Origin of the sequence: Sphingomonas sp. IC-56 (assembly GCF_021043375.1) — a bacterium.
In the GTDB taxonomy this organism is placed as follows: Bacteria; Pseudomonadota; Alphaproteobacteria; order Sphingomonadales; family Sphingomonadaceae; genus Sphingomonas.
Genome location: NZ_JAJNDV010000002.1, coordinates 259135 through 272253, shown reverse-complemented (window position 1 = coordinate 272253; position 13119 = coordinate 259135). Strand labels below are relative to the sequence as shown.

General features: G+C 66.4%; 11 protein-coding genes. 10 read left to right on the top strand and 1 reads right to left on the bottom strand.

What is annotated here, in order from left to right; all coding sequences use genetic code 11:
* Nucleotides 1-123 precede the first annotated feature (123 nt).
* Nucleotides 124-2628: a response regulator gene (locus LQ953_RS04405; protein WP_231029457.1), complete on the top strand. Its 2505-nt coding sequence runs from the start codon at nucleotides 124-126 to the stop codon at nucleotides 2626-2628.
* 189 nt (nucleotides 2629-2817) lie between these two features.
* Here the strand turns inward: LQ953_RS04405 and LQ953_RS04400 are convergent, their stop codons facing one another.
* Nucleotides 2818-3789, bottom strand: coding sequence for a 2-hydroxyacid dehydrogenase (locus LQ953_RS04400; protein WP_231029456.1), 972 nt, complete (start codon nucleotides 3787-3789; stop codon nucleotides 2818-2820).
* Between the two features lie 193 nt (nucleotides 3790-3982).
* Between LQ953_RS04400 and LQ953_RS04395 the strand changes: the two genes are divergently transcribed.
* The 9 genes from LQ953_RS04395 to LQ953_RS04355 all read left to right on the top strand — a co-directional run bounded on the left by LQ953_RS04395 (nucleotide 3983) and on the right by LQ953_RS04355 (nucleotide 13114).
* Nucleotides 3983-4408, top strand: coding sequence for a glycine zipper 2TM domain-containing protein (locus LQ953_RS04395; RefSeq protein ID WP_231029455.1), 426 nt, complete (start codon nucleotides 3983-3985; stop codon nucleotides 4406-4408).
* 382 nt (nucleotides 4409-4790) lie between these two features.
* Nucleotides 4791-7271: a circularly permuted type 2 ATP-grasp protein gene (locus tag LQ953_RS04390; RefSeq protein WP_231029454.1), complete on the top strand. Its 2481-nt coding sequence runs from the start codon at nucleotides 4791-4793 to the stop codon at nucleotides 7269-7271.
* A gap of 5 nt (nucleotides 7272-7276) precedes the next feature.
* Nucleotides 7277-8170, top strand: a complete 894-nt coding sequence (locus tag LQ953_RS04385; protein WP_231029453.1) for a transglutaminase family protein — start codon at nucleotides 7277-7279, stop codon at nucleotides 8168-8170.
* A gap of 96 nt (nucleotides 8171-8266) precedes the next feature.
* Nucleotides 8267-9184, top strand: coding sequence for a DnaJ C-terminal domain-containing protein (locus tag LQ953_RS04380; RefSeq protein ID WP_231029452.1), 918 nt, complete (start codon nucleotides 8267-8269; stop codon nucleotides 9182-9184).
* 81 nt (nucleotides 9185-9265) lie between these two features.
* On the top strand, nucleotides 9266-10147 hold the full coding sequence (locus LQ953_RS04375) for a YihY/virulence factor BrkB family protein (protein ID WP_231029451.1): 882 nt from the start codon (nucleotides 9266-9268) through the stop codon (nucleotides 10145-10147).
* Nucleotides 10144-10947 carry an enoyl-ACP reductase FabI gene (gene fabI, locus LQ953_RS04370; RefSeq protein ID WP_231029450.1) on the top strand — a complete coding sequence of 268 codons (804 nt, stop codon included), beginning with the start codon at nucleotides 10144-10146 and terminating at the stop codon, nucleotides 10945-10947. The genes LQ953_RS04375 and fabI overlap by 4 nt, the downstream gene beginning before the upstream one ends.
* Nucleotides 10944-11471, top strand: a complete 528-nt coding sequence (locus LQ953_RS04365) for a GNAT family N-acetyltransferase (RefSeq protein WP_231029449.1) — start codon at nucleotides 10944-10946, stop codon at nucleotides 11469-11471. The genes fabI and LQ953_RS04365 overlap by 4 nt, the downstream gene beginning before the upstream one ends.
* Nucleotides 11468-12535, top strand: a complete 1068-nt coding sequence (gene aroC / locus LQ953_RS04360) for a chorismate synthase (RefSeq protein WP_231029448.1) — start codon at nucleotides 11468-11470, stop codon at nucleotides 12533-12535. Before LQ953_RS04365 ends, aroC begins: the two co-directional genes overlap by 4 nt.
* A 129-nt stretch (nucleotides 12536-12664) precedes the next feature.
* Nucleotides 12665-13114, top strand: coding sequence for a hypothetical protein (locus tag LQ953_RS04355; RefSeq protein WP_231029447.1), 450 nt, complete (start codon nucleotides 12665-12667; stop codon nucleotides 13112-13114).
* Nucleotides 13115-13119: the final 5 nt, after the last annotated feature.

The window sequence follows — 13119 nt, the reverse complement described above, 5'->3', positions numbered from 1 at the left end:
GCTTCACCCCGGTGGCGCCGCCACAATCTTCTTGAAGTGCAAGACTTTTCGGCGTTAGCCATCCTCAAAGCATCCGTGCCTCGGCCATGTGCTGGGTGCCGCAATTGGAAGTTCGTTCGCTCGATGCCGCAATCCGCTGATTTCGAAGCCATTTTCGCCCGTTCGGCCAACCCTTACGTGCTGATGAACCGCCAGCTGACTCTGGTGGCGATGAACGATGCCTATTGCGTCGCTACGGGCCGGACCCGCGAGGAACTGCTCGGCCGCAACATGTTCGACGCGTTCCCGGCGGACCCGAATTCGGACAGCTACCGTTCGCTCTTCGGCTCGCTTACGCGCGTGGCACAGACCGGCGCGCCCGATCACCTGCCGCTGATCCGATACGACATCCCGCTTGGCGACGGTCTGGGCTTCGAGGAGCGCTATTGGAGCGCCACGCACACTCCGATTCCCAACCGCGCCGGCGACACTGCCTTTGTCCTCCAGCACACGGTGGACGTGACCGAGTTGCAGCGCCTGCGCGCGCTCGCCCGCGACGCCGGCAGCGCCAACCTGGTCGAAGCCGGCGTGCTCCAGCGCGCGGAGGCGGTGCAGCAGGACAATCTCCAGCTCGAACAAGAGCGCAGCTTCCTGCGCAGCCTGTTCGTCCAGACCCCGGGCTTCATCGCGGTGCTGAGCGGCCCCGGCCACGTCTTTACCCTCGCTAACGACGCCTATCACCGCGTCGTGGGCCGTGAGAATGTCGTCGGCCAGAGCGTGCGTGAAGCGCTGCCCGAAGTGGTGGAGCAGGGCTTTATCGAGCTCCTCGACCGTGTCTACGCCACCGGAGCGCCCTTTGTCGGCCGCGGCGTCCGGCTGCTGACCGCCGACGCGGGCGAGCGCTTCATCGACTTCATCTACCAGCCCATCCTCGACGCTACCGGCGCCACCACCGGCATCTTCGTTCAGGGCAGCGACGTCACCGAACAGCACCACGCGAGCGAACAGCTGCGCCGCCTCAACGAAACGCTTGAGGCCCGCATCGTCACTGCGATCGAGGAACGCCGCCAGGCTGAAGTCGCGCTGCAACAGGCGCAGAAGATGGACGCGATCGGCAAGCTCACCGGCGGCGTCGCGCATGATTTCAACAACCTGCTCCAGGTCGTCTCGGGCAACCTCCAGCTGCTCGCCAAGGATGTGGCCGGCAACGAGCGTGCCGAGCGCCGCGTCAACAACGCGCTTGCCGGCGTCAGCCGCGGCGCCAAGCTCGCAGCCCAGCTCCTCGCCTTTGGCCGCCGCCAGCCGCTGGAGCCCAAGGTCGTCAACATCGGCCGCTTCGTCTATGGCATGGAGGACATGCTCCGCCGCGCGATCGGCGACGCGGTGGAGATCGAGACGGTCGTCTCGGGCGGCCTGTGGAACACCTTTGTCGATCCCGGCCAGGTCGAGAACGCGCTGCTCAACCTCGCGATCAACGCACGCGATGCGATGGACGGCCATGGCAAGCTGACGATTGAGCTCGGCAACGCCCATCTCGACGACAATTACGCCCGCTCCCATGCCGAGGTGACGCCGGGCCAGTACATCATGCTAGCGGTCACCGACACCGGCGCCGGCATGACCACCGACATTCTCGAGCAGGTGTTCGAGCCCTTCTTCTCGACCAAGCCGGAGGGCAAGGGCACCGGCCTCGGCCTCTCGATGGTCTATGGCTTCGTCAAGCAGTCGGGCGGCCATGTAAAGATCTATTCGGAGCCCGGTCAGGGCACCACCGTCAAGCTCTACCTCCCCCGCGCGCTGCAGGCCGAAGAGGCCGGCGAGCCCATCGACACCGGCCCGGTGCTCGGCGGCAGCGAAACCGTGCTGATCGCCGAAGATGACGACGAGGTCCGCGCCACCGCGGTCGAGTTGCTCACCGAACTCGGCTACCGCGTGCTCAAAGCGCGCGACGCCGCCTCCGCGCTCGCCATCGTCGAAAGCGGCGTGCCGATCGACCTGCTGTTCACCGACGTGGTGATGCCCGGCACGCTCAAGAGCCCCGAGCTCGCCCGCATCACGCGCGAACGCCACCCCGACATCGCCGTGCTGTTCACCTCGGGCTATACCGAGAACGCGATCGTCCATGGCGGCCGCCTGGACGAAGGCGTCGACCTGCTGTCCAAGCCCTATACGCGCGAGATGCTGGCGCGGAAGGTGCGCTATGTGCTCGCCAACCAGCGTCAGCGCACCGCCAGCCTGCCCGAACAGAAGCAGGCGCTCGCCGCCATGCCGGCGCCCGCGCCCTCCGCGCGGCTAAGTATCCTGCTGGTCGAAGACGACGCGCTGATCCGCGCCAACACCGCCGAACTGCTCCAGCATCTGGGCCACACGGTGGTCGAGGCCGTCAGCGCCGAAGACGCCACCACCGCGCTCCAGACGGTGCCGATCGACGTCCTGTTCACCGATGTGGAGCTGCCCGGCGCCTCGGGACCCAGCCTGGCCGCCCGCGCCCGCGAACTCCGCCCCCAGGTCGGCGTGGTGTTCGCCACCGGCAATGATCATGTCGCCGGTCTGGAGGAGGGCGCCGCCGCGGTGCTGCTCCAAAAGCCCTATGACGGCACGGCCATCGCCGAGGCCCTGGCCAAGGCCACCGGCAAAGTCCCCGCCTGACCCCATTGGTACCTCCCTCGCTCAAGAGCGGGGGAGGTACCAATGGGGAGGTGGCAGCCACGGCCTTCCTCTCCCTTCGTCATCCCGGCCTTGAGCCGGGATCCCGCTTCTTCTTCTTCTTCGCCCGCCAAAGAAGCGGGACCCCGGCTCAAGGCCGGGGTGACGAGTGAAGAGGACAAGGCCGGATATTCAGACGGAACGTCCAACCAACCCCGCAGTCTCCGGCACGCCCGTCACCGGCGTCCCGTCCCGAAACCACTGCACCACGTTATCCACCAGCAGCTGCCCCATGGCATCCCGCGTCCGCACCGATCCCGACCCGACATGCGGCAACAGCACCACGTGCGGCAGGTCCAGCAACGCCTGCGGCACCCGCGGCTCGTCGGCATACACGTCCAGCCCGGCACTCAGGATCGTGCCCGCCTGCAATGACTCGATCAGCGCCGCCTCGTCCACCACGCTGCCGCGCGCCACGTTGATCAGCACGCCGTCCGCTCCCAGCGCCGCCAGCACTTCGTGGTCGATCAGGTGCCGCGTTCCCGCGCCGCCCGGCACGATCACCACCAATATGTCTGACGCCTCGGCCAGTCCGATCAGCGTCGGATAATAGTCGAACGGCACGTCCTGCCGGTGCCGTCCATGATAGGCGATGGGCACGTCGAACCCTTGCAGCCGCCGCGCCACTGCCTTGCCGATATTGCCCAGCCCGACAATGCCGATCCGCCGCCCGCGCAGCGTCGGCGACAAGGGGAAGGCGCCCTTCAGCCACTGTCCGTCGCGCAGGAATCGTTCCGCCTGGGGCAATTGCCGCAGCGTCGCCAGCAGCAGCCCCACCGTGAAGTCGGCCACTTCCGCGTCCAGCACGCCCGGCGTGTTGGTCACCATCACTCCACGTGCCGCCGCCGCGGCCACATCGACATTGTCATAGCCCACGCCGAAACTCGCGACGATCTCCAGCGCGGGAAAGTGCGCCAGGAACGCATCGTCGATCCGCCCGTGATAAGTGCTGGTGGCGACCCCGCGGATGCGCGGCCCCACTTCCGCGATAAAGGCTTGCGGGTCGGGCTGCTCCCACAGCCGGTGCAGCGTGAAGGCGGATTCCAGCTGCTCCACGACGATGGGCAGCAACGGCGCGGTCATCAGGACATCAATGGTGTGCATGCCCAACATCTTAGCCAAAGAAGCCGCACGCGGAAACCGCTCCCGGATTCGCCGCACGATTGCGCGTTCCGCAACGCCTGACGGCCCCATGGGGGAACCCTAGCCCCATCGCCGCCGTTCCTCAGCCCTCGGACACATCGTCCACCCGTGCCGCGGCCCGCCCCCTTGCCGCGTCCCGACCAAGGAGTTTCGCATGAAGAAGTTTTTGGCTGCATTCGTGATGGCATCGATGGCAGTCCCGGCAATCGCCGCGACGCCGGCCGACGCCCAGTCCCGCCAGTACCGGGACAACGACCGCCGCGACAATGACCGCCGTGATCGCCGAAGCGATTATCGCTGGCGCGACAATGACCGCAATTGGGATCCGTCGCGCAACTATCGCGAGGGCCGCCGCGACCGTGAACGCCGCCTCGGCCGCAACGACCGCATCTACAAGGGCCGCGACGGCCGCGCCTATTGCCGCCGCAACGACGGCACCACCGGCCTGGTGGTCGGCGGCATCGGCGGCGGGGTGCTCGGCAACCTGATCGGCGGCGGCACGCTCGGCACGCTGCTCGGTGCCGGCGGCGGAGCCCTGCTCGGCCGCGAAGTCGACCGCGGCAACGTGCGCTGCCGCTAAGCGGAAGTACCCCTTCTCCCTTCCCCCTCTCCCGCCTGCGGGAGAGGGCCGGGGTGAGGGTGACTATTTCCTAGGCTGCCGGCCGCTAGCGCGCGCGCTAAGGAAAGACGAGGTTCGCGCAGAGGCGCAGAGAACGCAGAGAAGTTGTCGCCGCGTCAGCGGCAGGAATCATAATCAGCGCAGCGAGCGGTGAACGCGAGATAGTCTCCCGACCGGGCCGCTACGTCACATCTCTGCGTCCTCTGCGCCTCTGCGCGAACATCTGCCTTCTTCCTTCTGCCACCCCACCGCGTCACCCCCTCCGCAATCTTCCCTTGTTGCCACGCAACATCCTTTCCCCCATCACGTTGACACGCATTCAACCCAATCTGGGGAAGCGCTTTTGGCCACCCGTGCCGCGCCCTTGTTCGATGCCGCCACTGTCGCCGATCGCTGGATCGCCGACCATTGCGCCCATGCGCTCCACGGCGACGTGCTGTGCGCGCAGGCGGATGATCCCGCCTGGCGCGCCTTGTTTGAGGAACTCGCCGCGGTCGCGGGCGACGATTGGGACCAGCTACGCGACCGCGCGCGCCGCCATGCCGAGGATATCGGCACCGGCTTCCGCATCGTCGGCGAAGGCGAAGAACGTCCCTGGCCGCTTTCCCCCGTGCCGCTCCTGCTGGAAAAGCCTGAATGGGAAGGGATCGCCGCCGGCGTAACCCAGCGCGCCGAGCTGCTCGAAGCCGTGCTCGCCGACCTGTACGGCCCCGGCAATTTGGTCAGCGGCGGCCACGTCCCGGCGATGCTCGTCACCGGCAGCCCCTATTTCCTGCGCCCGCTCGACCGGCTCGAGCCGCCGGGCGGACGCCACCTGCACTTCGTCGCCTTTGATCTCTGCCGCGGACCTACGGGCGAGTGGCGCGTGCTCGCCGACCATGTCCGCGCCCCTGCCGGCGCCGGGTTCGCCTTGGAAAACCGCCTGGCGATGGCGCGCACCGCCGGCGGGCTCCAGTCGCGGCTCAATATCGAGCGCCACGCGCCCTTCTTTGCCGGATTCCGCGGCGGGCTCGCTGCCTTGTGCCGCCGCGTCGATCCGCGCATCGCGCTGCTCACGCCCGGCCGGCTCAACCCCAGCTATGCCGAACAGGCGCATCTCGCCCGCTATCTCGGTTTCCTCCTTGCCGAAGGGGCCGATCTGCTGGTGCGCGAAGACCAGCTCTATGTCCGCACCATCGCCGGGCTGAAGCGGATCGACGCCGTGTGGCACCGCCTTGATCCGCGCCTGCTCGATCCCCTGGCGCTCGACTCGCATTCCACCATCGGCGTTGCCGGCCTTGTCGACGCGATGGCGGCGGGCAATCTGCTGGTCGCCAATGCGCCGGGCGCCGCGCTGGTGGAGGCCCCGGCCTTTGCCGCGTTCCTGCCAGCGCTCGCCCAGCATCTGCTCGGCGCTCCGCTCAGCCTTCCCAACATCGCGACCTGGTGGTGCGGCGGAGAGGCGGAGCGTGCCCATGTCGCGGCCAATCTCGACCAGCTGCTCGTCGCGCCTGCCTTCGGCCCGCCACCGCTCGGGCTCCCCTCCGGCAAGCCGGCGCTCGGTGCGACGTTGAATGCGGATCAGCGCGCCGCCCTGCTCGACGATTTCACGCGCCGCCCCCAGGATTATGTCGGGCAAGAGGTGGTGCACCTGTCGACCATGCCGGTCCCCGGCGAAGGCGGCCTGGTGCCGCGTCCCTTCACGCTGCGCGTCTTCGCCGCGCGCGATGCGCAGGGCGGCTGGACCGTGCTGCCCGGCGGCTTCGCCCGGATCGGCATGCACGAGGATGTTCGTGCCGCGGTGATGGGGGAGGGGAGCTGGTCCGCCGATGTCTGCGTGTACGGCTCCGATCCCGTCGCGCCGGTATCGTTGCTTCCTTCCGTCGACACGGTCCAGCTTCGCCGCAACCCGGGCACATTGCCCTCGCGCGTTGCCGACAATCTGTTCTGGCTCGGCCGTTATCTGGAACGGGGCGAAGCGCTGCTTGGCGTGCTGCGCGTGCTGCTTGGCCATTCCATCAGCGCCGACACCGGCGCCGCCCTGTCCCCGGACACCGTCGCCCGCCTGGTGCGGCTCGTGGTCGCTGCCGGTGCCGCGCCGGAGCCCAAGAGTCTGCGCCGCGCCGATCTCACCCAGCTCGCCCGCACGGCGATGGAGGGCGGGGAGGGCTGGTACAGCGTGCGGTCGATCAATGCTCAGGCGCGCTCGATTGGTCAGGTATCGCGCGACCGGCTCTCGGCCGACATGATCCGCCTGCTCGACGCGCCCTTCCCCGATCGGGGCGTGCTGCTCGATCGCGCGGGCTCGTTGCAACGCCGCTATTCCGCGCTGGTAGGGCTGGCGGGCGAGCATATGGCGCGCACCGATGCCTGGCGCTTCCACGATCTCGGGCGCCGGGTGGAGCGTGCCGAAGCCATGCTGCGCTCCCTGCGCGCGTTCGGCGGGGCCGATGCGACGCTTGACGATCTTTCTACGCTGCTGGACCTCGCCGACAGCCAGATTAGCTACCGCCAGCGCTATATTTCGGGCATTTCGCGTATGCCCGTGGTCGATTTGGTCGCGCTGGACCCCGGCAATCCGCGCGGCGTGGCGTTCCAGGCTGGGGCGATTTCTGCGCATCTGAACGCGCTTCCGGTCCTTTCGGACAATGGCTTAGCCGAACCGCAGCAGGAGCAGGCGCGGGGTCTGGCGGCTGCGTTGGTGACGGCGAAGGTCCAGACTCTGGACGCAGCGCTGGTCGACGGTCTTCTACACCGTCTATTCGAACTTTCGCGTGCAATATCAACGCGTTATTTTTTACAGGGCGCCGAACCGCTGCGTTCTGCGTCCATGATTTTGGCGTAGACCAGATGTTATACAAAATCCGCCACGTCACGCGTTTCGAATATGCCCAGCCCGTTGCCTTCGCCCGCAACAACCTGCGCCTCAAGCCCATCCTGTGGTCCGGCCAGCAGGTGGAGGACTATCAACTCCTCATCGATCCCCAGGGCCGCACCCACTCCGCCCGCGCCGAAGCCGGACTCGCCAATGTCGTCCGCCTGATCCTCGACGCCCCCGCGACTTCGCTCACCATCGAAAGCCGCGCCCGCGTCCGTGTCGAGCGCCCGATTCCCTTCGCGCAGCCCAGTGATCCCACGGTCGCGGAAATCGCCGCCTGGGCTCGCGCCAGCCGCGACGCCTCGCCCGCCGGCCCGGCGGCTTATCTGTTTCCCTCGCCGCTGATCGCCCTCGATTCCGATATCGCGCAGTGGTGCGCCTTGGACCTTTCGCCCAGACGCGGCATCCTGGAAGCGGCAATGGCGCTGGCGCTCCGCATCCAGCGCGAGTTCGCCTTCGACCCCCATGCCACCCTGGTCGACACCTCGCCCCGCGAAGCCTTCGCCAAGCGTGGCGGCGTCTGCCAGGATTTCGCTCAGATCATGATCGCAGGCCTGCGCGCCGCAGGCCTTCCGGCCGCCTATTGCTCGGGCTATCTCCGCACCCTCCCAGCCCCTGGGCAGCCGCGGCTGGTGGGCGCCGACGCCACCCATGCCTGGGTGCTGGTCTGGGCGGGACCGCAGCTCGGCTGGATCGGCGTCGATCCCACCAACGGCATCTGGATGGCCGAGGACCATGTCGTGGTCGCCATCGGCCGTGACTATGCGGACATCGCACCCATCGACGGCATCGTGCTGGGATCTGGCGCGCAGAAGATGGACGTGTCGGTGGACGTCGAACCGCTCGAGGAATGTGTCGCCGCCTGACGAAGGCTTGCGTAACGCCTCGCGCGCGACAATCTTCCATTCGAGTGATCCGCCTCTATGAGCGGGTATGCATTCGTTTGTTCAATGGGGAACTTAGTGGCCGATCCTTACGCAACTCTGGGCGTGGCGCGCGGCGCAAGCGAAGCCGACATCAAGAAGGCTTATCGCAAGCTCGCCAAGGAGCTTCACCCCGACCGCAACAAGGACAATCCGAAAGCGGCAGAACGCTTCAGCAGCGTGACGCAGGCTTATGACCTGCTGAATGACAAGGACAAGCGCGCCCGCTTCGACCGCGGTGAGATCGACGGGGACGGTAATCCGACTGCGCCGTTCGGCTATGGCGGCGGCGGTCCACAGGGTGGGTTCCAGCCGGACTTCAACGGCGAAGGGGGCGACTTCGGCGACATCTTCGACGGGCTGTTCGGCGGCGGCGCCCGTCGCGGCGGTGGTGGCTTCAGCGGCGGCTTTGGCGGTTTCGGGCGGCGCGGGGCGGTCAAGGGGGCGAATGTCACTTATCGCCTCGCCGTATCCTTCGAGGACGCAGCCAAACTCAGCCCGCAACGTATCACCCTGCGAGACGGTAAAACCATCGACCTGAAGCTGCCCGCAGGCGTCGAGACCGGCACACAGATGCGTCTTGCCGGGAAGGGCGATGAAGGGCCTGGTGGCGCGGGCGACGCGATCGTCAGCATCGAAGTGCAGCCGCACCGCTTCTACACGCGGGTCGAAGACGATATCCGCCTCGATCTGCCAATCAGCCTGTCGGAAGCCGTGCTTGGTGCAGAGGTCCGCGTGCCTACTCCGGATGGTGCGGTGATGCTGAAAGTGCCCAAGGGTTCGACCTCGGGAAAGACGCTTCGGCTCAAGAACCGCGGCTTCCACAAGAAGGGCGGCGGCCGCGGCGACTTGCTCGTCACGCTGATGGTCGACCTGCCGGTGGATGACGATGCGCTGATCGAGTTTGCTCAAGGCTGGCAGAACAAGGGGAACCCGCGGGGCCGCATGGGCGTCTGAGCCCATGTGAGCGAACAGGGAATATCGCCGGAGTCTCCGGAAGGCCGTCGGCGTGGCCTGGGCAGCACGCTGCATGGACGAATGAGCGAGATGGGCTTTTCGGAGCGCTTCTTCGTGATCTCGAAGCGTGTGCTGGTTGGAACCTATAATGAAGGTTTCACTTATGCGGGGAACCTGGCCTATCTGTCGCTGGTCACGCTATTTCCTTTCTTCATCGTGGCTGCGGCGATTGCCCAGCTGGTAGGGCGCAACAGTGAGGGGCTCCGCACGCTGGAGGTCTTCCTGCAGACCGTTCCGCCTGACGTGGCGGATGTGCTGCGCAAGCCGATCGCTGACGTGCTTCAGGCGCGGACCGGCAACTTGCTCTGGTTCGGTGGTCTGGTCGGCCTGTGGACCACGGCTGGGTTCATTGAAACGCTGCGCGGGATCCTCCGATCGGCCTACGGTACGCAGTCCAGCACACCCTTTTGGCGTTACAGGCTAGGTGCCATCGGCCTCATCGTCGGTGCAGTGCTGCTCGCGCTGGTCGCGTTGAGCCTCCAGGTGGTGCTCGGCGCGGTGGAGCAGTTCCTCTACAAGATGCTGCCACTGGCGACAGAGGCGCAGCAGATCGTCTCGCTTTCCCGCTTCGCGCCGGCGTTAGCCCTGTTCGGTGCGCTGTATCTGCTCTTTTATTCGCTCACGCCGCAGCGCTACCGCAAGCATGCTTGTCCGAAATGGCCCGGCCCGGCGTTCGTAACCTTCTGGTGGCTCGCCACGACCTGGGCACTGCCGCTCAGCCTGTCGATGCTGGGCGGCTATGACCTTACCTATGGCAGCCTGGCGGGCGTGATGATCGCGCTCATCTTCTTCTATATCATCGGCCTGGGTGTGGTGATCGGCGCGGAACTCAACGCGGCTCTGGCGGAAGTGCCCCCGGACAAGCTAGGGGAGGCTCCTGAGAAGGAGAACGTAGCGTCGTGACGGGATTGATGCAGGGAAAGCGCGGGCTGATCATGGGCCTCGCCAATGATCGTTCCTTGGCCTGGGGCATTGCGCAGAAGTTGCGCGAGCAGGGCGCGGAACTCGCGTTCAGCTATCAGGGCGAGGCGCTGGAGAAGCGCGTGCGTCCGCTCGCTGAGCAACTGGGCAGCGACTTCCTGATCGATTGCGACGTGGCCGACATGGCGGCGCTCGACAGCGCCTTTGAAAGGCTCGCCGCGCGTTGGCCCACCATCGATTTCGTGGTGCACGCCATCGGTTTCTCGGACAAGAACGAGTTGCGCGGCGGCTATGTCGATACCAGCCTCGACAACTTCCTGATGACGATGAACATCAGCGTCTACTCGTTCGTGGCGGTCGCGCAGCGCGCATCGAAGATGATGCCGAACGGCGGCAGCCTGCTTACGCTCAGCTACTATGGCGCTGAAAAGGTCATTCCGCACTATAACGTGATGGGCGTCGCCAAGGCTGCGCTGGAAACCAGCGTGCAGTATCTCGCCGTCGATCTCGGCCGCGACAAGATCCGCGTCAACGCAATCTCGGCCGGGCCGATCAAGACGCTGGCGGCTTCGGGTATCGGCGACTTCCGCCTGATCCTGAAGTGGAACGAACTCAATTCGCCCCTGAAGCGCAACGTCACCATCGAGGATGTCGGCGGCGCGGGCCTGTACCTGCTCAGCGATCTGTCGAGCGGCGTGACGGGTGAAACCCACCATGTCGACGCGGGATATCATGTCGTGGGCATGAAGGCCGAAGACGCGCCTGACATCGCGCTCGCGTGAGCATCGCCATTCGACCGGCGACGGGCGGCGACGTCGCTGCCGTCGACGCCCTGCTGCGCAAGATATCGTCCCGGAGCGAAGAGGCTGCGTTCGTCCAGCGCCTGTGCCTGGATGGCGACATGGTGCTGATGCTGGTTGCGGATGACGAGGAAAGCGGCGCGCTGGCCGGTGCGGTGGTGTTCAGCCGGATGGCGGCCGAGATTGGCGGCAAATCCATTGCCTCGATCGCACTGGCACCGCTGGCGGTGACGCCCGAGTATCGGGAGGCCGGAGTGGGCGAGGCACTGGTCCAGGCCGGGCTCGAGCATCTGCGCGCCGCTGGCGCTATGCTGTGCTTCGTATTGGGCGAGCCGGACTTCTACGGGCCGTTCGGGTTTTCGGCCGACTGGGCGCGCGGATTTGCCACGCCTTATGCCGGTGACTATTTGCTGGCGCTGCCGCTGCAAGACGGCGCCATGCCGTGCGGCGAGCGCGGCCCAGCGACGCATGCGACTGCGTTCGCGCAACTGAGCGGGGACTGGTGAGCTTCAACAGCTTCGGGCGGGTGTTCCGCTTCACGACATGGGGCGAGAGCCACGGGCCGGCTCTGGGTGCGGTGATCGATGGGTGCCCACCGGGGCTGCACTTGCGCGAAGGCGACATCCAGCCATTCCTCGACAAGCGCCGTCCGGGCCAGTCACGCTTCACCACGCAGCGTCAGGAGCCTGATCGGGTTCGCATTTTATCGGGCGTGTTCGAGGGGCGGACAACCGGCACGCCGATTAGCCTGATGATTGAGAATGTCGACCAGCGCTCCAAGGATTATTCGGAAGTCGCGCAAGCCTATCGGCCAGGCCACGCGGACTATGCATATGATGCGAAATATGGGTTTCGAGACTATCGCGGTGGCGGTCGCTCTTCGGCGCGCGAAACCGCGGCGCGGGTAGCGGCTGGCGCTGTAGCCCGACTGGTGATCCCAGAGGTTCGCATTCGCGCCTGGGTAGAGGCGATCGGTGGCGATGCGATCAATCCCGCGTCTTTTGACGCGGAGGAAATCGACCGGAACCCCTTCTTCTGTCCCGATGCCGACGCAGCCGCGCGCTGGGAAGGGCTGGTCGATGGGGCGCGCAAGGCAGGATCGTCGCTCGGCGCAGTGATCGCGTGCGAGGCAATGGACGTGCCCGCAGGCTGGGGCGCTCCGCTCTACGCCAAACTCGACAGCGAACTCGCCGCCGCGTGCATGTCGATCAACGCAGTCAAGGGCGTGGAGATCGGCGATGGCTTTGCCGCAGCCGCGCTGACCGGAGAGCAGAATGCGGACGCAATGCGTCCTGGTGCTGACGGCCCGGAGTTCCTCGCCAATCACGCCGGAGGCATTGCCGGCGGCATTTCCACCGGCCAGCCAGTGCGGCTCCGCGTCGCCTTCAAGCCGACGAGCTCCATCCTTACCCCTGTTTCTACGATCAGCCCGACAGGGGAAGCGGCACAAATCGCAACCAAGGGGCGCCATGATCCCTGTGTGGGGATACGCGGGGCTCCTGTAGTGGAAGCAATGATGGCGCTGGTGCTGGCAGACCAGAAATTGCTCCACCGTGCGCAGGTCGGCTGAGTTGATATAGGTTGCTGTCGCGACGGTAGTAAGATGCCTGAATGGGACAAGCAGAAGCGAGGCGTGCAACTTCAGAGACCTAGGCTCGTTCTATTCCTGCGAGCTTTCGCAAGCGCAGGAGTACGACATATGCGTAACGTTTCTTTTATCCTCGCCGGCGCTTTGTTGCTCCCGGCAGCCGCAGTTGCCCAGTCGACCGCAGCCAGCGGGTCGACCGGATCCGCAGGCAGCGGCGGTCAGCCGACCACGACCAGCGCGCAGACCCAGTCGTCCCAGGGTCAAACCACCACGGCCTCGCCTCAGGGCCAACCCACTACCGGCACCAGCGCTAATCGCCGCCAGGGCGACCGCGTCGGCACCGCTGCCGACCGCAACGGCGGACGTACGGGTACTAGGACGACGGGTACCACCGGCGCAGGCACGACCGGTACGGGCACGACGACTACCGCGCCGGACACGATGGGTTCGGGCAGCGATACGCTGGGAACGCCTGGATCTACGATGGGCACCGGGACGACCGGGCCAGGCACGACGGGAACCACCGGCACCACCACGGGCACGGTTCCGCCGCGCTCTTAAGTCTC

Coding starts and splice junctions, on each gene's coding strand:
- LQ953_RS04385 (WP_231029453.1), top strand. CDS start 7,277: ATGTTATACAAAATCCGCCACGTCACGCGTTTCGAATATGCCCAGCCC.
- LQ953_RS04405 (WP_231029457.1), top strand. CDS start 124: ATGCCGCAATCCGCTGATTTCGAAGCCATTTTCGCCCGTTCGGCCAAC.
- LQ953_RS04395 (WP_231029455.1), top strand. CDS start 3,983: ATGAAGAAGTTTTTGGCTGCATTCGTGATGGCATCGATGGCAGTCCCG.
- LQ953_RS04375 (WP_231029451.1), top strand. CDS start 9,266: ATGAGCGAGATGGGCTTTTCGGAGCGCTTCTTCGTGATCTCGAAGCGT.
- LQ953_RS04355 (WP_231029447.1), top strand. CDS start 12,665: ATGCGTAACGTTTCTTTTATCCTCGCCGGCGCTTTGTTGCTCCCGGCA.
- LQ953_RS04400 (WP_231029456.1), bottom strand. CDS start 3,789: ATGCACACCATTGATGTCCTGATGACCGCGCCGTTGCTGCCCATCGTC.